This is a genomic window from Ruegeria sp. AE4 (assembly GCF_056542185.1).
Map to the genome: position 1 here is coordinate 254,035 of NZ_JBQFZK010000003.1, position 22,488 is coordinate 276,522.

The following is a 22,488-nucleotide window of genomic DNA, read 5'->3' on the forward strand; positions in this document are numbered from 1 at the left end:
ATTCATTATGCACCATCGCAAAAGTCTTGCAACCGGTTGCAGGTCGCACTAGGCGGACGAGATCATCGGCGGCCACCTATGTTTATGAGCGAATGGCGGGAAAGGAAAGACCGGTACGGGCGACAGTTTTCGCAGGAAACACCAAGGATCGAACGCTACCGGTGACGCCCTTAGAACCTTAACGAAAGGCAGGACATTCCACCATCCAGCTTTGCGCAGTCGGTGTTGTCGATCTCTACGACCTCATACCCTTCGCGATCCAACATCTCAGCGGTGCGTGGGAAGCCAGCGGCCATCAACACCAGATTGTTGAAGCGGATCGCATTGGCGGCAGCTTCCTCTCCGTCCTCAACATGCAGCACCCGGTAGCCCTCAAAACAGCCCGATGCATCCAGCCGTCGGGTCGACAGTATTGTCTCGGCGTCCATCAGCGAACAATCTGTCTTGAAGTGTAGGACGCCCTCGGGCGTGAAAACTTCGCGCAGTTTGTGCCCCCACTCCGAGGTGATTTTCGCCAGCTCGGCGACACCTTCCGCGTCAGTCCGGTCTGACCGGCCTACCAGAATTTCGCGACCGGTAACAAGGATATCTCCACCCTCGACATGGCCGGGTCCCTGAATTTCCAGAACCGTGTCGTAGCAGTCGCGAAGGGTCGGCGCCATTTCAGCCACTTCACCCATCCGCGAAGGTGCGCCGGGCCGCATCAATATCGCACCTTGCGGCAGGCAAAGGGCTGTATCCTCGACAAATTGCGCGTCGGGAAACGCGTTCAGGGGATCCAGTTCGATCACCTCTGCTCCGGTGCTTTTCAGTGCTGCCACATATGCCTTATGCGCCGTTGTCATCCCGTCGAAATCCGGGTTTCCGATATCTTCTGCACGCAACCCGCCTGCAATAGTCGGAGCCGGACGGCGGGTGATGGCGCGGGAAAACTCAAAGGTTGGGTCTGACATGTTTCAATCTTTCTGAGCTGCGAATTTCGGAGCGGTGACTTCGATCATTACCGGCCCGTTCTGGGCGGCAGTTTGGCGCAATGCCTGCGCGACAGCCTGCGGTTCAGCTGGAACCGAAGCGAATGGAATACCGTATGACTTGGCCGTCGCCGAAAAATCAGGAGGCGAGGGATCACATCCTATGACTGTCACGCCCGCATCCTGCATTGACGTGGCAATTTCCTGGTATCCGTGGTTGTTCCAGATCACGAAGGTGATCGGCAGGTCTTCGTCGACCGCGGCCATAATTTCAGGCAGAGAAAACTGCGCGCCCCCATCGCCCGCGATGCATATCACACGTGCCGTGGGATCGGCGACCGAAGCGCCGATGGCAGCGGGGATTCCATAGCCCAGCGCGCCGTACCCGGTTGCCGCGTTAAACCAGCCTCCGGCCCGGTCGTGATCGTAGAAAAGATTGCCGGCATAGATCGGTTGGGTGGAGTCTCCGACCATCAGGGTGTTGGGGACCGCAGAACGCATTGCGTTGAGGATTTCCACCTGTTTGCGATAGTCCGGACCAATTTCCGCCCAGGCGGCGTCACGTGTTTTGCTTGCACGTTCCGCGCCATCGCTTTGCTTTGGCTTGTGCGGCAAGGCGTCAACCAGCGCTGATACAGCCAAGTTGACGTCACCTTGAATGATGAGCGTTGCCACATGTCGCGTCAGTTGCTCGCCGCACTGATCAATCCGTATCAACCCTGACATTTTGGCAATTTGGCCGGTGGCATACATATCATAGTCGGTTGGGCCCAGCTCGGTTCCCAGTGCAAGGACGCAATCGGCGCTTTCTATCAAGCCGCGTACGGCGTTCAGGCTGGGGCTGGCCGGAACGGTCAGTGGATGCCTGTGCATCAGGCCGCGCGCGTTGACCGTTTGCACCACGGGCGCATCCAGAGCTTCGGCCAGAGCCTGCAATCCAGCCTCGGAACGTTTTGCGCCGCCGCCCGCCAGAATGACAACGTTCTTCGCTTTGGCCAGTTGCTGTGCGGCTTGTGTAATCAAAGCCGGGTCAATCGGAGAGGCTGAGACAAGCGGTTCGACCTGTGTTTCCTGATAATCAGCCGCTGCGATATCCAACGGAACTTCGATATGCACCGGTCCGGGTCGACCGTTGGCGAGGGTGTGGAACACGCAGTCCAAGGCCGGGTCCAGAGCGTTGGTGGCGGAAACCTGTTCGGACAACAACGCAACGGTTCTGGCCAGTCTCAACTGGTCTGGCAACTCATGCAGATGCCCTAAACCCCTGCCAAGCGATGCGGTTTTGTTGACACCAGACACCACCAGCATTGGTATTGAATCCGCGCGGGCCTGCGCCATCGGCGTCAATGTATTGGTTAATCCGGGCCCGGTGATCACAAAGGCCACACCCGGTTTGCCTGACACGCGCGCATAGCCATCGGCCATAAATCCTGCGCCCTGTTCGTGTCTGGGTGTAACGTGACGAATGCCCGAGCCTGCAAGCCCGCGGTAAAGCTCGACCGTATGAACGCCCGGAATTCCGAAGACGCAGGTCACATCCCTTTGGCGAAGCCTGGCAACCAATGCTTCGCCCACGGTCATTTCACTCATGCAACCTCGCGTGATTTTCTGTTGGCGTCATCGATGATGCGGGACACCGCAGTGGCAAAGTCGGTATCGCGGATCGTCAGGGCGACCCGCACCCAGTCTTTCAAGCTGTCCCCAAAGGCGGAACCCGGCATGACAGCCACCCCGGTCTGCAACAGGTCCCAGGCATAGGCTTCGCCGTCCAACCCGGTGGCGGAGACGTTGATCATGGCGAACATTCCCGCCTGAGGCCGGTGAACGGTCAGATCCGTTTCTGCTTCGAGACGATCAGCCAAAAGCGTGGCGCGTGCCGAAAAACGGGCGGCCATGCCGGAGGCAACCTCGGACCCGTCACGGATCGCCTTTTCAGTCATATCCGCGATGAAGGGCTGATTGCCAAAGAGCATGGTCTCGGAATAGGGCAGCAGCGCTTCGCAAAACGCGGCTGGCCCGACACACCAGCCACTGCGGAACCCCGGCGCGGCATGTGATTTCGAGATGGATGATACGCCTATTACACGATCCGCCAGTTCCGGGTCTGCCAGTGGCGACACAAATCTGGCCCCGTCAAAGATCAGTTCTTCATAGACCTCGTCCGAGATAATCCACAAATCATGTGCAATCGCGAGCTGTCCGATCTCGGATAGCTCTTTGGCCGTCAGGATCGCGCCCGTTGGGTTGTGTGGCGTTGTCAGAAGAATGGCGCGGCTGCGCGGCGTTATGCGTGCGGCGATATCTTTGGCCTGTATGCGAAACCCGTGATCCGGGCGCAGCGGTACAGGCACCATTTCCGCCCCGGACGCACGCACGACCCCTTCGTAGGTTGCATACATCGGATCACCGACCAGAACTTCGTCACCGGCCTCAGCAACGCCGGCCATGGCAGCGAACAGTGCGGTCTGCGTTCCGGGAAAGCACAGAAAGTTCTCGGGCCCGAAAACGCGTCCGCGGGAAGCCGAGTAACGGGCGGAAAGCGCGTCAAGCAAGCCAGCTTCGCCACGGCCATTGGAGTAGCCCGTTCGCTGGGCCCGTAGTGAGGTTACGGTGGCTTCGACCAGCGCGTCCGGCACCGGCACGTCCGGTTCACCTATCGTCATTTCGACGATGTCCGCTCCGGCCTTGATAAGGTCGCGCGCTTTCAGATGTACGCCCCATTTGGCGCCACCCAAGCCCGCCAACCGTTCTGTCACCGATGTGGTCTTCATGGTTGTTCCACCTCTTTGATCAATGGGATACCGACGATAGCACTGACGGAATCCAATCCGATCTGCGCCAATTGACCTTCGGAAAATTCATCTGGAAGCGCACCGCCTTCCAGCCAAAGACCATCGATAACCGCGTTGCAGGCAATGGCCAGTTGCACGGCTTGCGACGTGGTAACTGGACGTCCGGTTTCTTGCAATGCGGCGACGATCAGCTTTTCAAGCTGATCCCGGAAATAGTTATAGGTTTGCTGGTGGATGCGTTGCATTTTCGGATCACGCTGCACCTTGTTCAGGAAGCCGGCCCACAAGGCCACAGCGCTTGGATCAACGATTGGCGGTCGCAGCGACGCATCAACGAAGTTGGTCAACTGAGATACTGCGCTGCCTTTCCCTGACGACGCAGCTGTCTGATCGGTCAGCGTATTCATGTGATGTTCGTACGCAGCCTGAACCAGTTCCTCCTTGGATGAGAAATAGTGCCGGATCAGCCCTTGGGTCACGTTCGCGCGGGCCGCGATCTGACGCACAGTGGCACCCCGAACGCCCATCTCGGCAATCAGGTTCAAAGTCGCCAGGATCAGCGCCTCGCGCCGAAACTCGGCAGATTCACGTGTAAATTTACGGCTGTCGTCCTGCACGTCCGGGTCATCCATGGTACGGAATTATTATACACTTGCATAATTGCGAGATTCAAGGCTTACTGCAAGCTGAAATCAGAAGATTCTTGGATATGGACACAGCCAAAGCAGCAACACCCGCACGCGAAGCAACCACGTCTGAAGAGGCGATAAGGGTTGAGGACCTGCACAAGTCTTTCGGCACGCTGGAGGTTTTGAAAGGTGTCTCGCTGACAGCGAACAAGGGCGATGTCGTTGCCATCATCGGGGGCTCAGGCTCGGGCAAATCCACGATGCTGCGCTGTATCAACTTTCTGGAAACACCAAGCTCGGGAAAGATCACGATCGGCGGTGAGCTGGTTGAAATGCATGCCGACGGCAGCCCCTCGAACCGCCGCCAGATCGAACGTATCCGTACACGGCTGGCGATGGTTTTCCAGCAGTTCAATCTGTGGACACATCGCACACTTTTGGAAAACGTGATCGAGGTACCGGTACATGTCCTTAAGGTACCAAGGGCCGAAGCTGTCGCGCGGGCGCATGACCTGCTGAAAAGGGTGGGGCTTGGTGACAAGGCCGACACCTATCCGGCCTATCTTTCAGGCGGTCAGCAACAGCGCGCCGCCATCGCACGCGCGCTTGCGGTGGATCCTTCGGTGATGCTTTTCGATGAGCCAACTTCAGCGCTTGACCCAGAGCTTGTCGGCGAGGTTCTGACCGTGATCCGGGATCTTGCAGCGGAAGGGCGCACCATGCTGCTTGTGACCCATGAAATGAAATTTGCGCGCGAAGTCGCGAACCATGTCGTCTATCTTTTCGAGGGCCGCATTGAAGAGCAGGGTCCACCTGCCGAGGTCTTCGGAAATCCAAAATCAGAACGATTGAAGCAGTTCCTCAGCTCGGTCGCCTGATCCACTACAAAAAACAACAAAATAAACCTAAAGGGAGTAACAAAATGAACGTCAAAAAACTGCTCGCGTCCGGTCTTGCCGCCGCTGTCCTTTCGGCTGGTGTTGCCAGTGCAGAAGAGGTCAAGATCGGCATCGCGGCCGAGCCTTATCCGCCCTTCGCGTCGCTGGACAGTTCAGGCAACTGGGTCGGTTGGGAGATCGACGTCATCAATGCAGTTTGCGCTGCTGCGGAACTTGATTGTGTTATCACGCCGGTGGCCTGGGACGGTATCATACCCTCGCTGACAGGACAGCAGATCGACGCCATCATGGCCTCGATGTCGATCACCGAGGAGCGGTTGAAAACCATTGATTTCAGCGATCCTTATTACAACACACCTGCGGTTATCGTTGCCGATAAATCAATGGGTATCGAAGCAACCCCGGAATCGCTGGCGGGTAAAGTCATTGGCATTCAGGCTTCGACGATCCACCAAGCCTATGCGCAGGAATACTTCAAGGATTCCGAACTGCGCGTCTATCAAACTCAGGATGAGGCCAATCAGGACCTGTTTGCCGGTCGGATCGACGCCACACAAGCTGACAGCATTGCGATGGCTGATTTTGTGAATTCGGATGCCGGTGCTTGCTGCGAAATCAAAGGTGCCGTGAAGGACGATCCCGCCATTTTGGGCCGTGGTGTCGGTGCGGGCGTTCGTAAAGGGCAGGATGACCTGCTTGCGGCGTTGAACAAGGGCATCGCGGCAATTCTTGCCGATGGCACGCATGAGAAGATCACGTCGAACTATTTCTCGACCAGCATCTACTAAGCCGTTGCCGTGACCGGATTTCTGGAATCACTTGGTTTGGCGCAGAGCGCAGAGCTTCTGTCGCTCTCGCCGCCGGGGTGGGGGGCCAATCTGCTACGCGGATTGTCCCACTCATTGCAGATCGCTTTTGGCGCATATGCGCTGGGCCTCGTGATCGGATTGTTCGGAGCGTATGGCAAACTTTACGGCGGGAAGGTCACGCGCGACCTTCTTGCCATTTATACGACCGTGATCCGGGCCGTGCCGGAACTGGTCCTGATCCTGATCCTGTATTACGTGGGATCCGATATTATCAACAAAATATCTGCTGCCATGGGTGGTGGCCGCGTCGAGATCAACGGCGTTGCCGCAGGCATTTGGGTGCTGGGCGTCGTTCAGGGCGCGTATGCGACCGAGATTCTGCGCGGTGCCATTCAGGCGGTTCCGCCCGGTCAGATCGAAGCGGCGAAATCCTACGGGATGCCGGCCTTCATGACCATGCGGCGCGTCACAATCCCCGCCATGATGAGCTTTGCGGTACCGGGTCTGGCCAACTTGTGGCTGATTGCAACCAAAGACACCGCATTGCTGGCCGTTGTCGGCTTTAACGAGCTGACGCTGGAAACGCGCCAGGCGGCCAGCAGCACGCGGGCCTACTTCACCTTTTTCCTAGCGGCGGGCTTCCTTTATCTGATGGTTACGATGTTTTCGGGTGGGATCTTTGCGCGGATTGAGAAATGGGCCCGTCGCGGCCAACCCGCTCTGAACGGAGGCAGCAGATGATCGACCTCAGATCTCTGATGCAACCTCATCGTATCGTGATGATGCTGATCTTTGCCGGGATCGCGGTTTGGTGCGCGATGACATTGCGGTGGGATTGGATACCCAATTATGCGCCGCTTGCATTGAAGGGTATCTGGACCACGCTTTGGTTGCTGGTTGTCACGATCGTTCTTGGATTTTTACTGGCTGTACCGCTTGGATTAGCGCAGGCCGTTGGGCCGTGGTACCTTGCGGCACCCGCCAAGGCGTTCTGTACCATCATTCGCGGCACACCGCTGCTTTTGCAGCTTTGGTTGCTGTATTATGGCCTCGGCTCTCTGTTTCCGCAGTTTCCATGGATACGATCATCTGAACTTTGGCCGTACCTGCGTCAGGCTTGGCCCTATGCGGTGCTGGCGTTGACACTTTCTTATGCGGGTTATGAAGGCGAGGTCATGCGCGGAGCCTTCAAGGGTGTTGCCAAAGGACAGCTGGAGGCGGCCAAGGCATTTGGTATGCCAAGGCTGACGATGTTTCGCCGCATCTGGTTACCGCAGGCAATCCGCAATGTTCTGCCGACTTTGGGCGGTGAAACTATACTGCAACTAAAGGCAACACCGCTGGTCGCCACAATAACCGTGGTTGATATCTATGCCGTGTCGTCCCGTGTGCGTGCCGATACGTTTATCGTCTACGAACCGCTTATCCTGTTGGCTGTATTCTACATTCTCGTAGCGGGCGTAATTGCATTGGTGTTCCACTGGCTCGAGGTGAAGGTTCTGGGAACCGGACGCCGCAATGGGCTTGTCGGATAGTTTCGGCCAGTAGTTGAAAGAAACTTGCCCCGCGAATTCCGAGGCGGTTATTCGATGAATTGTTCCTAGCGACCCAGACTGCAGGCTTAAGCGTAAAACAGGTGTTTGAAACGGGATCAGGAAAGTCGGTTCGGTCGCGCCCCGCAAGTTCAACGCTCTAATGATACAGCATCTAGGGTAGCTGCACGACAAGAGGGCATGAGTGCCAGCGCGGCCATAGGTGAGAGGAACCGCTTGGCGCGATAGCCGAACAGCGAGAAAAATTGAGTGGTGCTAAGACAGCGGTCCCAACATCAATGCAGTTCGGGAATTGCCACTCTGGTTGTCTTACGTTGGTAGAATATTGTGGTTCATCCTGAACAAGTTGGTGGGATCGTACTTTCCTTTGATCTTGGACAGCTTTTCGCCGTTCACACCATAGGCGCCGGTCACGTGATCTGCCTGGTCTTCAGGCATGAAGTTCACATAGGCACTGCCTGTTGAGTATGGTTTCATCTGTTCGTACAGCTGGCGTGCCCACCCGATGCAGGTGTCGTCCTTGTCAGGGTCTTCCCATCGCGTGTGGACATTCATGATGAAATGCGCAGATCTTTGTGGGTAGGCGGTAGAAGCGGGCTCAACGCGGGCCATCGCGCCACCGACATGAGCAATGAAAACCTCGCAGGCGGGATCAGGCAGAGTGGAAATCGCGCCCAGCAGGTCCGTGATGGCGGCCGGGGGCAGCGTGTTGAAGTCATGACTTTTCCAATAGTTGCGGACGCCCGGCGACAACAGGGGATCAAAAGCCGCCTGCCAGTCCACGAACCTGTGCGGTGAAATGACATCCACAATCGGCTCACCCAGCGCGCGCAAGGCCGACATCGCTTTTTCACCTTCATCCATCGGGCCGCTATAACACGCTGCGAAAATCAGCACTTCGCGCCCGTGCCACTCTTCCGGCAGGAACGGGAGCGGCGGCGCTTTTCGCATCACGCTCCAGACGGTGAGCTCATCGGGGGACGTGTCCGCAATGGCCACAAATTCGGAAAGCAATTCTGGTGCCTTTTCGATCGGGTGCACGATCAGGCCGGACAGGACATCCGGCCCAAGATCATGCAACTGGAATTCGAATGAGGTAACGACACCGAAGTTTCCGCCACCACCACGAATGGCCCAGAAAAGTTCCGGGTGGCTCGTGGATGATGCGGTGACAATCGCGCCATCCGCTGTGACGACTTCTGCCGACAGAAGGTTGTCGATTGTCATGCCGAATTTCCGGGTCGTCCAGCCGAAACCGCCGCCCAGGGTCAGCCCGGCGATGCCGGTGGTCGAATTGATGCCTGTGGGGACGACAAGACCATGGGCCTGTGTTTCGCGATCAACGTCTCCAAGCAACGCACCGGGTGCAACGCGGACAGTTTTGCGGGCAGGGTCCACGTGAACCGAACGCATCTGGGACAGGTCCAGCATGACGGCCTTGTCCGCGACGGCGTGCCCTGCAATCTGGTGCCCACCTGATCGAACGGTCATCATGAGGCCTGCTTGTCGGACGAAGTTAATTGCCTTCTGGACGTCGCTCGCCCCCATCGCACGGATCACGAAGGCGGGGAAACGCTCGAACATGCTGTTCCAGGTAATCCTGGCTTCTTCATATTCCGGGGTCCCCGGCAGGTAGACCCCGCCGCGCAGTGAGGCATCAAGCGCGTCCAAATCGCCTTGATCCACAGTCGCGATACGTCCGTCGAGTGCTTTCAGGTCAAACATGCGTAGGCCTCCCTTGTTTCAGGAAAGGTTTCGCGCACGGCTGCCTCGTGAATTTGTTATTGCCCTGAGAAGGGGATACTTGGTTGTGGGAGAAAGCTGGTCGTCAGGCAAATAGTCCCGGATCGATCCGATCTACCGGCGTGATGACATCGGCAGGAATGTTCAGACGCTCGGCTGCTTTTCGCAGGCTTTCTTCATCCGGGGCTTCGTAAAGGCAGTATGTTTTGCGCTTATCTGCGCTGAGGAAGGAAAAGATCCATTCAATGCCGACTTCGTCGTTGATTTCTTTGATGTGAATTTTGTCGTTGTCGCTGATATTCAGCTGCTCGGCAAAATTCCGTTCAATGATGTATCGTGGCATTATGCCCCCCAAGCATTTTCCGGGCCTTAACTGGCTACCCCTTCGAGCTTTGACTTAAGGGAAACCATACTCAATTTCTGTGATATTGCCAACGCTTCCCCTTCCAGTTGAAACGCCAGTTCCAAATCGCTGGGGCGGCCCTGTTGTCTGAGTGCGGATGCATACGCTGCCTTGCAATGCGCAATCCATGGCGGGCAATTCATCCTCGTGTCAATCTCGATGGCTTTCCGGAACATCTTCCCGGCAATTTCCCAGTCTTTCAGCACCGTTGCCAGGTTCCCCAAGCGTCGGGCTGCGGCACCTGTGCAGACTGTGGTTGCCCCTGCGGTGATCGTCAGGTCCTCGTAGGGTTGCAGCATACCGTAAAGCGTCTGGGCATGATCCGGATGCCCGACTGCCACACAGATGTCGGCAAGATAGGACAGTGTTGTTGAATACATGGCATCTGGCGGCAGGTCGAAGCCGTTTTCCGCCATTTCATTCAGTATTTTTTCGGCGGGTTCCGTGTACCCCAGTTCGGCTGCGATAAGGCCAAAACCCGGCTTCCACGATATGTCTTCGGGGCTGTCGGTCATCAGTTTCTTGATCACAGGCGCGACCTCGTGCAGGCGGTTCTGCTCGCGGCGGATGGTGAACATCTGAACGCCGAAAACGCCCTCGACATGTTCGCCGTGCGTTTTTCGGCCGATCTTGACCGCTTCGGTGGCGTGCTTTTCAGCCTGAACAAAGTCGCCGTCCATGATTGCAACCATGGCGCGTGCGTGTTTCTGAACCCAATAGAGTTGCAGATGATTGTCCTTTTCGGAAATCGCAGTCAGCAATTCGAGTGAGTTGTCCATCAGGTCGCGGTCGGCCATTTCAGCACCGACAAACAGGCTGAGCGTCCGGTCGCGGCCCTGATCAATGGTGCCAAGCTTTTCTGCGACCCGATGCATGGCATCCAGGTTTTCACGCCAATGGCGCGCCTCTCGCCCGTTGCGCGCGATGAATGGCGCCCCAAAATGCATCATCATTACCGAAAACTGGGATTTATGATCCCCAAGCTTTGCTGCCAGTTCCATGGATTGCTGACCAAAGCGGGTGCCTTCGGAAAACTGGCCGACAAACATATACGCCCGTGCTAGTTGGCTCATCAACCGGCACCGCCTGACTTCGTCACTGTCAGACAGGTCTTTCAGCGCCTTTTCACAAAGGTCAATGGCTTCGTGATGTCGCTTGCTTGTCATCATGCACGAGTCAGCAAAATGATTGGCTGCATCGGCTGACAACTGCACATCGTGGAGTTTCCGTGCAGCGTTAGATGCAGTTTTCAGAACCGCCATCGCCTCGGACAACTGACCCTGGCTGTCATGGCTGCGGCCAACCAGGATCATGCCCCTGACCATTTCCGGGCTGGTTTCCGAGTTCAGCCGCTTAGCCGCTTTGAGCGTCTCCTGGGCATTGGTCATCGCTTCCTGGCTGGCTGACCGGGCCAATGCCATTTCAGCCGCAGCTTCCCATTTGTCGAATGCGGCGCGCCAATCTTCTGCTTCTGACAGATGGCGGGCCACCAGTTCGGGGCGGCGTTCGATTTCAGCTGATCGCATTGCGATCAGTGCACGGGCAACGTTTGAATGTTGCTGCCTGCGGGTAGAGCTCAGCATGGATTGATATGCCGTATCGCGGATAAGGGCATGGCGGAACACAAAATGCCCGCGGTTGTTTCCGCTTTCAAAGATCAGTCCCGTTCGCGACAGTTCTTCGAGACGAAGATTGATATCCGCGCGTTCCAGCCCCATCGCGGCCCTCAACAAATCTGGTTCAAATTCCCGCCCAATGACTGACCCCGTCAACGCGACCTGTTTGGCCTCGGGCGAAACTGCATCAAGCCGCGCCATCAAGGCACCCTTCAGCGAGGATGGTATGCGGACTTGTGCCTGCTCATCAGCATTCACGATCGCCTGGGTCAATTCTTCGACAAACAGGGGCACACCGTCCGTTTTTTCGATGATTGTCGCGATCAAGGCATCGTCCGGGTCCTTGCCAGTGATATTGCGGACCAGATCCGAGACATCAGCAGAACCGAACCGGCGCAGCAGGAGTGTTTGAACATGCGTGTCCCCGTCATCGCGGGCCAGGTCCCACCCGGGTCTGTGGGTCATCAGGACCATCAGGGGAAGATCGGTACAAATCGCCTTGAACCGCTCCAGCAGGGCTTGCGTCGAGGGATCGATCCAATGTGCATCTTCAACACACAGAATAACCGGGCGTACACTTGCCCGGACCTGCACCGCATGGATCAGGGTTTGGATCGTTATGTCGCGTTGCTCCTGCGGCGACATCTCGAGAACTTCACGAGCCAGCGCGCTGCGCGGCGCAACCAGCGCTGCAAAGACAGGCAGAACCTGTTCCCAGTCCAGACCTTCCCGGCCTTCCAGCAGCTTCCTGACATGTTCCAGAATTTGATTGTCGTCAAAATCCGGTTCAACGCCCGCATCCTGTGAAATTCGCTGGGTGACCGGATGAAAGGGGCTGCTGGTCAGATAGGGCGAGCAGTTCAGCCTTATCACATCGGCCTGTCCGGTCGCTGTAACGTCCGCAAGAAACCCCTCAGTCAGGCGCGACTTTCCAATCCCCGCCTCCCCCGACAGCAGAACGACCTCACCATGACCGTTTTGGGCACGTTGCCACGATTGCAACAGGATACCCTTTTCGTAGTCCCGGCCAATCATGGTGCTGCCAGCGTCATCCTTGTATGACGCGCGAAACCGGCTTTCCGCGCTGCGTTCCGATACGACCTTCAACAAGGTCCGAGGGTCTTTGAAACCCTTCAACTGAGTTGATCCAAGGGTCTCGAACTCGAATATCCGGTGCAAGGCGGCTTCGGTTTCTTCTGCAGACAAAACCACCGAGTTTGGCAGGGCGTGTTCCTGTATCCGCGCCGCCAGATTGACCGCCGGCCCGGTCATGGCACCTTCTTCGTACGAGTTTTCGCCGATCGTGTCACCGACCACGACATCGCCGCTGGCAATACCCAGTCTGGCTGACAAACGCTCACCGTCAGGGGCGTTGAGCTCTTCAACCCGACGGACGCACTCAAGCCCCGCCTTTATCGCGCGAATGGCGTGATCTTCGTAGGCTGTTGGCCAGCCGAAAAACACAAGAAGACCGTCGCCAAGATATTTCGCGACATAGCCACCATACCTGCTCACTGCCCCGGCGACGGTATCCTGATAGTTCTGTAGCAGATCCCGCATGTCCTCGGGATCAAATCGGTTGGTCAACTCCGTCGAGCCGACCAGATCAGCGAACAAGACTGTCAGATGACGCCGCTCAGCCGCAGGTGCGATGGGCTTCTTCGCTGGTGCAGCTTCGCCATGCACATCATCAACGGAGGATGGCTGAGTTTTCTCGCTGGTTGGCTCCCCTGCGGCTGGCGCTGATGAAGACAGGCGCCCAGAGCCAACCAAATCCTGAACCGCCGCAAGGATGATCTTTCGGTGACCAAGGCTTACCCCAAGCTCTTTCAGGTCGTCGCCTGTCAGCAATGGCAAAACCCGCGCATCAATGTCGTTTTCCGCAAAGGCACTTGCGTACTGACCCAATCCGAGGTCGTTCAGCCACGTGTCCATTTCAACCGACATATCCGGATCATGCTGAGATACGCGTCACTAATCAAGAAAACGCTATTTATTCAGCCGGGCGATCAATGCGCAGCGGACGCAGTTTCACGCGCAGCACAGCAAAATGTGCCAGTCACGTAAGACCTTGATACATTGTGGGGAAAGGATGGTGGGTGATGAGAGACTCGAACTCCCGACATCTTCGGTGTAAACGAAGCGCTCTACCAACTGAGCTAATCACCCGTGACGCTGCATGTAGCCAAGCCAGCGAGCGGGCGCAAGAGGGTCTGTGAGATTTTTATTCCGCGATGGGTTGCGGATAGGAAATGCCGCCCTCAATGACGCCAGCCTCGGTGAGAATGGGCTAATGAGGCAGGTCTGCGTGGGTTTCAGGCGTGTGGTCTGGAAAAGATCAAAGGCGCTTGCAAGCGCCCTATGGCCTCCGATATGCCCGAAGAGACTGCAACTTTCCGGTTGGGAGCACACATGATCCTACCTTTCGCCTGCCGTATCTGGATGGTGGCACTGGTCCTTGGCGCATTTGTGCTGGCTCCGGTCCGGGCCGGGGCAGAAGGGGTTTTGGTTTTCGCCGCAGCCAGCCTCAAGACCGCTTTGGACGAAATCGCAACGGAATACACAGAGCGGACGGGGCAGGATGTCACCGTGTCTTACGCAGCGTCTTCGGTGCTGGCGCGGCAGATTCAGCAGGGTGCGCCTGCGGACATTTTCATCTCGGCCAATGTCGAATGGATGGATTTTCTGGAACAGCAGGGCTTGCTGCGGCCAGGGACACGGTCGGATTTGCTGGGCAACAGTCTGGTTCTGATCGGCGCTGCGGGGCGTCCTGTTCTGGGCGACATTCGGGTGGTTCATGACCTCAGGGCCGAGCTGGGCGAAGGCTTTCTGGCCATGGCGCTGGTCGATGCGGTGCCCGCCGGTATCTACGGCAAGGCGGCTTTGCAGGGGCTGAACCTGTGGGGGGCGGTGCAGGACCGAGTGGCACAAACCGACAATGTGCGCGCTGCGCTGGCCCTTGTGGCAACGGGTGCTGCGCCTCTGGGGATCGTCTATCGATCGGATGCGCAGGCGGAACAGCGGGTCAGTGTTGTGGCCAGTATTCCCAACGACCTGCACCCTCCGATCATCTATCCGGCGGCGATGACAGGTAATGCCACGGGTGCGGCGCGGGCTTTTCTGGATCATCTGCACAGCGATGCGGCTTTGGCTATTTTTCAGGAGCAGGGATTTTCCTTGCCGGGCGGGTGATCGCGTTGGAGTGGTTGGGCCCCGCTGAAGTCGAAGCGCTGAAGCTGTCGCTGCGCGTGTCATTCTGGGCGACGCTGGCGACCTTGCCGGTCGGGATTTTCGTGGCCTACATTCTGGCCCGCTGGCGGTTCCCCGGGCGGCAGGTTCTGAATGGTCTGGTGCATTTGCCTTTGATCCTGCCGCCGGTTGTGACGGGGTATCTGCTGTTGCTGACCTTCGGCGTTCAGGGACCGTTGGGGCGGTTTTTGGCCGAGTTCGGCATTGTGGTTGCCTTTCGCTGGACTGGAGCCGCGCTGGCCGCTGGTATCATGGCCTTTCCGCTGATGGTCCGGGCGATACGTCTGTCGATCGAGGCGGTGGACCCGAAGCTGGAACAAGCGGGGGCGACGCTGGGGGCGTCGCGGCTTATGGTGTTTCTGACCGTGACCTTGCCGATGATCCTGCCGGGTGTCATCGCCGGGGCCATTCTGGCCTTTGCAAAGGCCATGGGTGAGTTTGGGGCGACGATTACATTCGTGTCGAATATTCCGGGCCAGACGCAGACATTGCCATCGGCTGTTTACGCCTTTTTGCAGGTGCCGGGGGGCGAAGCTGCTGCAACGCGGCTGGTCCTGATCTCGATCGTCATCGCCATGGGCGCGTTACTGCTGTCGGAATATGTGGGACGGCGCGCCGCCGCGCGGGTGGCCGGATCATGAGCCTGTCTGTTCGCTTGCATCATCAGCTGCCGGGGATCGATCTGGAGGTCAGTTTTGACGCGCCACCCGGTGTGACCGTGCTGTTCGGGCGTTCCGGGTCGGGCAAGACCACGATTGTCAACGCGGTGGCCGGATTGCTGCGGCCGCGCGCGGGCAGGGTGGCCGTGGATGACTGGGTGTTGATTGACACCGAACGCGGGCACTGGCTGCCGCCGCACCGGCGGCGGCTGGGCTATATCTTTCAGGAAGGGCGGTTGTTCCCGCATCTGACCGTGCGCCAGAACCTTGCCTATGGCCGCTGGTTCGCCCCCAAAAGCGCGCAGCGTGAAGACCCGGAAAAGGTCATCGAGATGCTGGGGATCGGCCACCTTCTGAATCGCCGTCCAGCCGGGTTGTCAGGGGGCGAGAAACAGCGCGTGTCGATAGGCAGGGCGTTGCTGGCCAGCCCGCGACTGATCCTTGCAGATGAACCGCTTGCGGCGCTGGACGAGGCCCGCAAGGCGGAGATTCTGCCCTATTTCGAGCGCCTCAGGGATGAGGTGTCTGTCCCGATCCTGTATGTGACCCACTCAGCCGACGAGGTGGCCCGTCTGGCCACATCGGTTGTCGCTTTGCAGGATGGCAGGGTCGTCCGCCATGGCCCCGCGTCCGAGGTTCTGTCCGATCCGTCCGTGGCGCCCGCAGGTGTGCGTGCGGTTGGTGCCGTGCTGGAGGTGCAGGTGCTGAAGCACCACGCCGACGGGTTGACCGAGCTGAACGCAAATGGCGCGCGTCTGTTTCTGCCACGTATCAGGCAGGAGGTCGGCGCGCATCTGCGAATTCGCATTCCAGCGCAGGAGGTGATCCTGTCCGTCCAAAAACCCGAAGGTCTGTCGGCATTGAACGTGCTCAGCGGGACGGTCGACTCGATCCGGTCGGGCGAAGGTCCTGGCGCGATCGTGTCGGTCAGGACCCCGGCAGGCAATGTTCTGGCGCGGGTCACGCGCCGGTCGGTGGCGGCGTTGAACTTGCAGCCGGGCAGTACATGCCATGCCGTGATCAAGACGGTTGCGCTGGCCCCGCAGAATGTCGGTGGCCGCATCGGGACCGGCACCTGACCTCAGGCAAGTGCGCGGGCTTCGTGTTCCAGCAGGATAAGGCGCGCGGCGCGTCCAAACCCCTGATGGCCGGAGGAGGGACGGTCGGGAAATATTGCGGCCAGTTCCTGGAGCGCGTCGGATGAAAGGGTATGTAGCGCCTCTTCCCCCAGAAACAGGCTTTCCGCCTGTGCCCCATCCGCCGAAAGGATCTCGTGCCGATCCAGCAGGATGTGAAGATACTCGACCGTCTCAACCGAGGTATCGAGCCCTATTCCGGGCCATCGGCACAGGTGCTTGGCGGCAACCAGTGCTTCGGTGGTTCCGAAAAGCAGCTCAACCCGGGGGCCCTTCACCAGAATACGGTGCTGCTGAGACACCAGAAGATCCCGCGAGGGTGTGTTGGGTCCCAGACTGCCTGCCGAGATGCGAACGGGCCACATTGCGGGTTCGTCGCGTAATCGGTCGGGTGGGATCGTGCTGCTTTCGATCCAGCGAACAGGTTGCAACCCGTGATCGGCTGTCGCCACCTTGTCCCCGACCTTCAGGGTCTCGATGGCGCGCGGGCCGTTTTCGGCCTCGATCAGGGTTCCGGCTACGAAACACACGCCTTCGATCCGGATGACCACCTCTACCGGGTCCGGAGAGCCGGTAAACGGAAGTGTAATCGGACCGGCTTGCGTTGTTCCCGAGACGCTTATGAAGAAGGAATCAAAGACAACTTGACCATTGTCGAGGCTGTCGAAAAACGTCGGATCGACCGTATAGGTCCACTCACCGGTATTTGGGTCGATCGTGGCTGTACCGTTGGCAGGGGGTGTCGCAATTGTCCAGGTTTGGGTGAGCGGTGTAAAGTTTCCGTTGTTCAGCGTGGGTTGCCCCATCGCCACATTGGGTGGGGACCCGGTCACGTCGCCGGTCAATTCACCTGTGATCGGAACTGAAACCAACTAGACCTCGCCTTGTTGCAACACCCGTTCAAATTCCTTCTTTCGGTACAGGCGCAAATGAACCTCGCCTGTTGCGTCCCGCGTCCATTCGACAATCCGGTTGCGTGTCATGTCGCTGTCCATTCGGTTGGTGCGCACGCGCGGATGCGGGATCTCTTGCTTGAGGATATCAACAATCTGGCTGGTCTGTCCAAACGGCGCGACAAGGTCGATGATCCAGAAGGAAGACCCGCTGGTAAAATCCTTTTCCATCAGCGGATTTTCTTTCACCGCATAGCGATACTCGGCCTCGGGGCTGAGGCCGGCAAAAGTGACAAATCCGCGGGGAAAGCCATTCTGCCTGAAGATCTGGTATTGGCCCAGCCGAAACGGGGTTTCGAACGCATAAAGAACTTGTGCCAGATTACGTTTCTGGTGCGTTTTCGTCAGACCCGCGAGATAAAACATCGCACCCAGATCCGCATATTTCTCGGGCGGGAAATCGAACCAGTCTTTTGGAAAGCTCTTGGTCAACGGAATTGCCGATAGTTTGATGCGTTATAAATGCTTTCGGGTAGTGTACTCGTTTCCGGCGATATGAATAGTGGAAATTCCCCAAATAACTGTGCCCGCGCAGCTGGTGTGCCCCACTTTACTCGCAGGGTGTCGTGGTTATGCTATCGATATTGGTGCCATTGTTTTGGGATATCTGGATCATGCGTTTTCTCAAGCCATTCATCACTGCCACACTTGTTTTAGCGCCAGCGGTGGCTGGGGCGGTGGGGTTCGGCCTGTCAGTCCGGCCGCAGTTCCGTACCGAGATCACGCCCTTGCCGAACGGCGTTTACGAGGTAAAGGCTGTCGGTTCATCCGCGCCGGTCAATTATTGGTGCGGGATCGGAGATTATGCCATTCGCACACTGGGTGTTCCGAACTCGCAGAGGATCTATATCTGGCGGGCGTATGAGCCCGGCGTGCGAACGGTGCAGTTTTCCATGACCCCGCCGCCGGGGGCCGATACGAAACCCGGCTATTCGATCACGGTCAAGAAAGTCGGAGCAAACATGTCGGCGGTGTCGGCGCAGAACTATTGCTACGACAATTTCATCACGGACCCGTTCTGATCGTCAGACCCATTTTGCCATCGGAGGCAGGCTCATCAGAACGGCATCCGGGTCATGCCCGGTTTCCAGACCGAATTTTGTGCCCCGGTCATAGACTAGGTTGTATTCCGCATAAAGGCCGCGATGCACCAGTTGGGTGGTCTTGTCCGCTTCTGAGAAGTTCTGAACGCGGCGCTTTTCAACCAAGGGAAGGAAGGCGGGCAGAAAGGCCCTGCCAATATCCTGTGTCAGGGCAAAATCCGCCTGCCAGTCACCGGTGCAATAGTCGTCCATGAAGATCCCGCCGACGCCACGCGCGCGTTTGCGGTGAGGGATATAGAAATACTCGTCAGCCCATTCCTTGAGGCGCGGGTAATGGGCGGGTCCGTGCGGGTCCAGATGCGCCTTTTGCGTGGCATGGAAATGCGCGGTGTCCTCGTCATACTCGATGCAGGGGTTGAGGTCCGAGCCGCCACCGAACCACCAGGCATGGGGTGTCCAGAACATGCGTGTATTCATGTGGACCGCCGGGGCATGGGGGTTCTGCATATGGGCCACAAGGCTGATACCCGACGCCCAGAAGCGCGGGTCTTCGGTCATTCCGGGGATGCCTTTGCGCGCCGCCATCGCTTGTTGCGCACGTTCGCCCAGCGTGCCGTAGACAGTCGAGACATTGACACCGACCTTTTCAAACACACGCCCGCCGCGCATGACCGACATCAGCCCGCCGCCCGTGTCTGACCCATCGTCCGACTGGCGTTTGGTTTCCTTGACCTCGAACCGTCCGGGTGCGGCATCGGCAAACGGCCCGTCGGTGTGGCTGACTTCAAGGGCTACGAACGCTGCAACGATGTCATCGCGCAATTGGCGAAACCAGGCGGAGGCGGTAGATTTTTCTGTTTCGAACATGGGTCTTAATGTGCAGGGGCTGCGACCGGGTCAAGCAAGGTACGGCCACCATCGATTGTCAGGATCTGTCCGGTGACGAAACCAGCTGCATCAGACGCAAGATATTGCGCGGTTTCCGTCAGTTCCGTGGCCGAGGCGATGCGGGCCAGGGGCGTGTGCTTTTCGATATCGACGCGGTAGTCGCGATTGTCCTTGAGGGTCGATTGCAGCGATGCGCTCATGACCGAACCCAGCGCGATCGAGTTGACGCGGATCCGTTTCGGAGCCAGCGCAACCGCAAGGGACCGGGTCAGCTGATCCAGTGCAGCGGTCGAAACGGAATAGGCCATCAGATCGGGGTGGGTCCGCCGGGCCGCGATCGAGGACAGGTTGATGATCGTCCCCGCCGGGTTTTCGACATCGCCGTCGGCCTGTTTGATCATGCGATTTGCGACCAACTGGCTGAGCCGCAAGGCGGGCATCAGGTTCTGGTTCAGCAGGGTGCGCATCGAATCGTCATCCGGATCCAGCGGATCAGACGGGATCACTTGCCGTGCGCCGTTGACCAGAATATCCACCTGGTCGAACGCATCCAGCGTCGCAGATAACAGGTTGGCTATGGTCAGCTTTTCGCGCAGATCGCCCGCAAAGTACCGGATATTGCTGCCTTCGGCCTGTTCTCCAAGCTCGTCGATCAGGCGTTTTTCATCTATGTCGGCAAACATGACATTTGCGCCCGCATCCGCGAAATGCCGCCCGATGGCCAGGCCGATGCCACTGGCCCCGCCCGTTACGATTGCTGTCTTGCCAGCGATGGAAAAGGACATCCGAATCCTCCTGAATTGGGGCGCAGGTTAACGGGCCTTAACGCCGAGGGCGAGAGGCCTGGAATACCTTGAACCGGTTGTCGCCGGCAATTTCACCGACCTGAGCGAAATGTTCGTTCAGTGTAGCTTCGTAAGGAAGGTGCCGGTTGGCGACCATCCAAAGGGTTCCGTTGCGTGTCAGATTGCGGGCGGCGGAGGTTATAAACCCTTGCCCCAAGGCGGGATCCGCGCTGCGAGACGTGTGGAATGGCGGGTTCATCACAACGGTGTCGATAGGTTCCGGGGCGGTCCAGGATACGGCATCGCTCCAGTGGAAATGCGCCTGGGATTGAGTGACATTAAGCCGCGAGCAGGTCAGGGCCGCATGGTCAGCTTCGACCAGATGCAGCGAGGTTATCCCGCAGCGCTTCAGGATTTCCGCAGACAGATACCCCCATCCCGCACCCAGATCGGCCACGCAGGGACCAAGCCGGTCAGGCAGAGTCTTCAGCAACAGGGCTGAGGCAGGATCAATCCCGTCCGCTGAAAACACACCCGGCGCTGTGTGGTATCCGTCAACCATCTGATGTTTCGGCGCGGCCCAGTCCGCAAAGGCCTGATCATCGGCCTGAAACCAGAAAACCTTGCCATGTGCTTTGGAAAGCGGTCCCTCGACCGGAACCCGCTTGCGCACATCCTTCAATATGCTGTCCACACCGTCCGTCTTGGCACCGTCGACGACAACCAGGCCGCTCGCCCGCGCACAGGCCTGATGAATGAGCGACCGGGCCAGTGCCTTGGCGCGGGGCAGAAAGACAATGGCGTCCTGACAGGGGCCATCTGCGTCGGGCACCGTTTCAAAACCCTGCGCGGCGAAATGGTCGTGAAATGGTTTGAAAGGCTGCACAACTTGTGCGCCGCCCGCCAGCGCAGACAGATCATGGTCGGGTGTGGGGCAAATCACGCTAAGAGGGGGGGACAGCGTCAGGCCGTTTTGCAAGGCAAGTTCCAGACGAGGGGACATGGGCAATTCCGGCTGAGAGAGGCGCGCGCGTCAGGCCAAAGGCCTTACTCTTCGCGTTCCATTGTGCATTGCAAAGGGTGCTGGTGCCTGCGGGCAAAATCCATCACCTGACCAACTTTGGTCTCGGCAATTTCGTGGCTGAAAACACCGACTACGGCCACGCCTTTCTTGTGAACGGTCAGCATGATCTCGAACGCCTGCGCATGGGTCATGCCGAAGAAGCGTTCAAGCACATGCACCACAAATTCCATCGGTGTATAATCGTCGTTCAGCAACAGGACCTTGTATAAAGGCGGACGCTTGGTTTTTGGGCGTGTCTGTACCAGGACGGACGCGTCACTGTCGTCGTCCGGCTTGTCAGACATCATCCAGATCATTTCAAGCATCGTGTGCAACTGTCCGATTCAGGCTTGGGGTTTATCTTGGCGCTTATATAACGTGTGCATGGCCAGTGAAAAGAGCAAGCGGACGTAAACGGGATGACGACCAAGCTGACGACAATCGGGTTTGATGCAGACGACACCCTTTGGCATAACGAACGGTTTTTTCAGATGACGCAGGCTCGTTTTGCTGAACTCTTGGCCGATCATGCCGATCGTGATCACCTGTTGGACCGTCTTCTTGCGGCAGAAAAACGAAACATTCAGCGCTATGGGTACGGCATCAAAGGATTTGTTCTGTCGATGATCGAGACGGCGATCGAAGTTACCGAAAGCCGCGTTCCGGCCTGGGTCATCCGGCAGCTGATCGAAGCGGGGCAAGAGATGCTGGCCCATCCGATCGAGCTGTTGCCCCATGCCCGCGAGGCCGTCGAAGGTGTTGCCGATGCGTATCGGGTTATCCTGATCACCAAGGGCGACTTGATCGATCAGGAACGCAAACTGGCCCAGTCCGGGCTGGGTGATCTGTTCGATGGGGTGGAAATCGTTTCCGAAAAGACCCCCGAAACCTATCGGTTCGTGTTCGACCGTCATGGTGATGGCCCGACTGCCGCAATGATGATCGGCAATTCGATGCGGTCAGATGTCGTAGCCCCGATTCAGGCCGGGTGCTGGGGTGTCTACGTGCCCCACGGTCTGGTCTGGGAGGTGGAACATGCAGAAGCCCCGGTCGAAAGCACCCGATTCCGCGAGTTGAGAGATTTGGGTGATCTGGCCGATCTGTTGCGCGACCTGAAGTGATGTTGCCTTTTCGCCTCAGTTTCACATAAACCCTGCCGCAACCGGGCGCAGTTTTGCCTTTATCGCACATCTGGTGGTTCTGAGGGGGAAATTCGCAAAATATAGCCTCAGCCCAGAGGCAAAACGAAACTGCGAAAACCTCAGCTTTCGGTTTATTTCATTGGGTCGCTGTGATA

At 58.0% G+C, this 22,488-nt stretch carries 22 protein-coding genes and 1 tRNA gene; 9 read left to right on the top strand and 14 right to left on the bottom strand.

The genetic code is table 11. The features are described from left to right. Nucleotides 1-170: 170 nt before the first annotated feature. The 4 genes from ACR0EK_RS07860 to ACR0EK_RS07875 are packed head-to-tail and all read right to left on the bottom strand — an operon-like array spanning nt 171 to nt 4,395. Entirely contained in the window at nt 171-953 is a 783-nt protein-coding gene (locus ACR0EK_RS07860; RefSeq protein WP_480538906.1) for a dimethylarginine dimethylaminohydrolase family protein, read from the bottom strand. A 3-nt stretch (nt 954-956) separates the two neighbouring features. Then, nucleotides 957-2,561 carry a 5-guanidino-2-oxopentanoate decarboxylase gene (locus ACR0EK_RS07865; protein ID WP_480967725.1) on the bottom strand — a complete coding sequence of 535 codons (1,605 nt, stop codon included), beginning with the start codon at nt 2,559-2,561 and terminating at the stop codon, nt 957-959. Next, nucleotides 2,558-3,742: a pyridoxal phosphate-dependent aminotransferase gene (locus ACR0EK_RS07870; protein WP_480967726.1), complete on the bottom strand. Its 1,185-nt coding sequence runs from the start codon at nt 3,740-3,742 to the stop codon at nt 2,558-2,560. Before ACR0EK_RS07870 ends, ACR0EK_RS07865 begins: the two co-directional genes overlap by 4 nt. Continuing rightward, the gene (locus ACR0EK_RS07875) at nt 3,739-4,395 is read right to left on the bottom strand and encodes a TetR/AcrR family transcriptional regulator (RefSeq protein ID WP_480899341.1); all 657 of its coding nucleotides are present in this window, start codon (nt 4,393-4,395) and stop codon (nt 3,739-3,741) included. Before ACR0EK_RS07875 ends, ACR0EK_RS07870 begins: the two co-directional genes overlap by 4 nt. A gap of 77 nt (nt 4,396-4,472) precedes the next feature. Between ACR0EK_RS07875 and ACR0EK_RS07880 the strand changes: the two genes are divergently transcribed. The 4 genes from ACR0EK_RS07880 to ACR0EK_RS07895 are packed head-to-tail and all read left to right on the top strand — an operon-like array spanning nt 4,473 to nt 7,635. Further along, on the top strand, nt 4,473-5,270 hold the full coding sequence (locus ACR0EK_RS07880) for an ABC transporter ATP-binding protein (protein ID WP_480899343.1): 798 nt from the start codon (nt 4,473-4,475) through the stop codon (nt 5,268-5,270). A gap of 44 nt (nt 5,271-5,314) precedes the next feature. After that, complete coding sequence (locus tag ACR0EK_RS07885; RefSeq protein WP_480899345.1) at nt 5,315-6,079, top strand: transporter substrate-binding domain-containing protein; 765 nt, start codon at nt 5,315-5,317, stop codon at nt 6,077-6,079. 9 nt (nt 6,080-6,088) lie between these two features. Continuing rightward, complete coding sequence (locus ACR0EK_RS07890; protein ID WP_480899347.1) at nt 6,089-6,841, top strand: ABC transporter permease; 753 nt, start codon at nt 6,089-6,091, stop codon at nt 6,839-6,841. Continuing rightward, a complete protein-coding gene (locus tag ACR0EK_RS07895; protein ID WP_480538898.1) occupies nt 6,838-7,635 on the top strand; it encodes an ABC transporter permease in 798 nt (265 codons plus the stop codon). The genes ACR0EK_RS07890 and ACR0EK_RS07895 overlap by 4 nt, the downstream gene beginning before the upstream one ends. Nucleotides 7,636-7,962: 327 nt before the next feature. Here the strand turns inward: ACR0EK_RS07895 and ACR0EK_RS07900 are convergent, their stop codons facing one another. The 4 genes from ACR0EK_RS07900 to ACR0EK_RS07915 form a co-directional block, all read right to left on the bottom strand. After that, complete coding sequence (locus tag ACR0EK_RS07900) at nt 7,963-9,378, bottom strand: FAD-binding oxidoreductase (RefSeq protein WP_480899349.1); 1,416 nt, start codon at nt 9,376-9,378, stop codon at nt 7,963-7,965. A gap of 103 nt (nt 9,379-9,481) precedes the next feature. Next, entirely contained in the window at nt 9,482-9,739 is a 258-nt protein-coding gene (locus ACR0EK_RS07905) for a DUF4242 domain-containing protein (RefSeq protein ID WP_267366859.1), read from the bottom strand. A gap of 26 nt (nt 9,740-9,765) precedes the next feature. Next, entirely contained in the window at nt 9,766-13,362 is a 3,597-nt protein-coding gene (locus ACR0EK_RS07910) for an adenylate/guanylate cyclase domain-containing protein (protein ID WP_480967727.1), read from the bottom strand. 146 nt (nt 13,363-13,508) lie between these two features. Next, nucleotides 13,509-13,584, bottom strand: a tRNA-Val gene (locus ACR0EK_RS07915). 243 nt (nt 13,585-13,827) lie between these two features. Here ACR0EK_RS07915 and modA point away from each other — a divergent pair. Genes modA through modC form a run of 3 tightly spaced genes read left to right on the top strand, consistent with a single transcriptional unit; the run spans nt 13,828 to nt 16,402 of the window. After that, a complete protein-coding gene (modA, locus tag ACR0EK_RS07920) occupies nt 13,828-14,607 on the top strand; it encodes a molybdate ABC transporter substrate-binding protein (protein ID WP_480899352.1) in 780 nt (259 codons plus the stop codon). Nucleotides 14,608-14,612: 5 nt separating this feature from the next. Then, on the top strand, nt 14,613-15,305 hold the full coding sequence (modB, locus tag ACR0EK_RS07925; protein ID WP_480506804.1) for a molybdate ABC transporter permease subunit: 693 nt from the start codon (nt 14,613-14,615) through the stop codon (nt 15,303-15,305). Continuing rightward, a complete protein-coding gene (gene modC / locus ACR0EK_RS07930; RefSeq protein ID WP_480899354.1) occupies nt 15,302-16,402 on the top strand; it encodes a molybdenum ABC transporter ATP-binding protein in 1,101 nt (366 codons plus the stop codon). Before modB ends, modC begins: the two co-directional genes overlap by 4 nt. A gap of 2 nt (nt 16,403-16,404) precedes the next feature. On the opposite strand, the gene ACR0EK_RS07935 is transcribed toward modC, so the two are convergent. Then, nucleotides 16,405-17,331, bottom strand: coding sequence for a Hint domain-containing protein (locus ACR0EK_RS07935; protein WP_480967728.1), 927 nt, complete (start codon nt 17,329-17,331; stop codon nt 16,405-16,407). Beyond that, nucleotides 17,332-17,844, bottom strand: coding sequence for a toxin-activating lysine-acyltransferase (locus tag ACR0EK_RS07940; protein WP_480899358.1), 513 nt, complete (start codon nt 17,842-17,844; stop codon nt 17,332-17,334). A gap of 182 nt (nt 17,845-18,026) precedes the next feature. On the opposite strand from ACR0EK_RS07940, the gene ACR0EK_RS07945 reads away from it, so the two are divergent. Continuing rightward, nucleotides 18,027-18,434, top strand: coding sequence for a hypothetical protein (locus ACR0EK_RS07945; protein ID WP_480899360.1), 408 nt, complete (start codon nt 18,027-18,029; stop codon nt 18,432-18,434). A 3-nt stretch (nt 18,435-18,437) separates the two neighbouring features. Here the strand turns inward: ACR0EK_RS07945 and hemF are convergent, their stop codons facing one another. Genes hemF through clpS form a run of 4 tightly spaced genes read right to left on the bottom strand, consistent with a single transcriptional unit; the run spans nt 18,438 to nt 21,517 of the window. Continuing rightward, nucleotides 18,438-19,322 carry an oxygen-dependent coproporphyrinogen oxidase gene (gene hemF / locus ACR0EK_RS07950; protein WP_480899362.1) on the bottom strand — a complete coding sequence of 295 codons (885 nt, stop codon included), beginning with the start codon at nt 19,320-19,322 and terminating at the stop codon, nt 18,438-18,440. 5 nt (nt 19,323-19,327) lie between these two features. Next, on the bottom strand, nt 19,328-20,128 hold the full coding sequence (locus ACR0EK_RS07955) for an SDR family NAD(P)-dependent oxidoreductase (RefSeq protein ID WP_480483341.1): 801 nt from the start codon (nt 20,126-20,128) through the stop codon (nt 19,328-19,330). 37 nt (nt 20,129-20,165) lie between these two features. After that, on the bottom strand, nt 20,166-21,131 hold the full coding sequence (locus ACR0EK_RS07960) for a class I SAM-dependent methyltransferase (protein WP_480899363.1): 966 nt from the start codon (nt 21,129-21,131) through the stop codon (nt 20,166-20,168). Between the two features lie 44 nt (nt 21,132-21,175). Next, entirely contained in the window at nt 21,176-21,517 is a 342-nt protein-coding gene (gene clpS / locus ACR0EK_RS07965) for an ATP-dependent Clp protease adapter ClpS (protein WP_209598551.1), read from the bottom strand. Between the two features lie 93 nt (nt 21,518-21,610). On the opposite strand from clpS, the gene ACR0EK_RS07970 reads away from it, so the two are divergent. Then, nucleotides 21,611-22,312 (top strand): HAD family hydrolase, encoded by a 702-nt coding sequence (locus tag ACR0EK_RS07970; RefSeq protein WP_480483347.1) that lies wholly within the window; start codon nt 21,611-21,613, stop codon nt 22,310-22,312. The last annotated feature ends 176 nt before the right edge of the window (nt 22,313-22,488 follow it).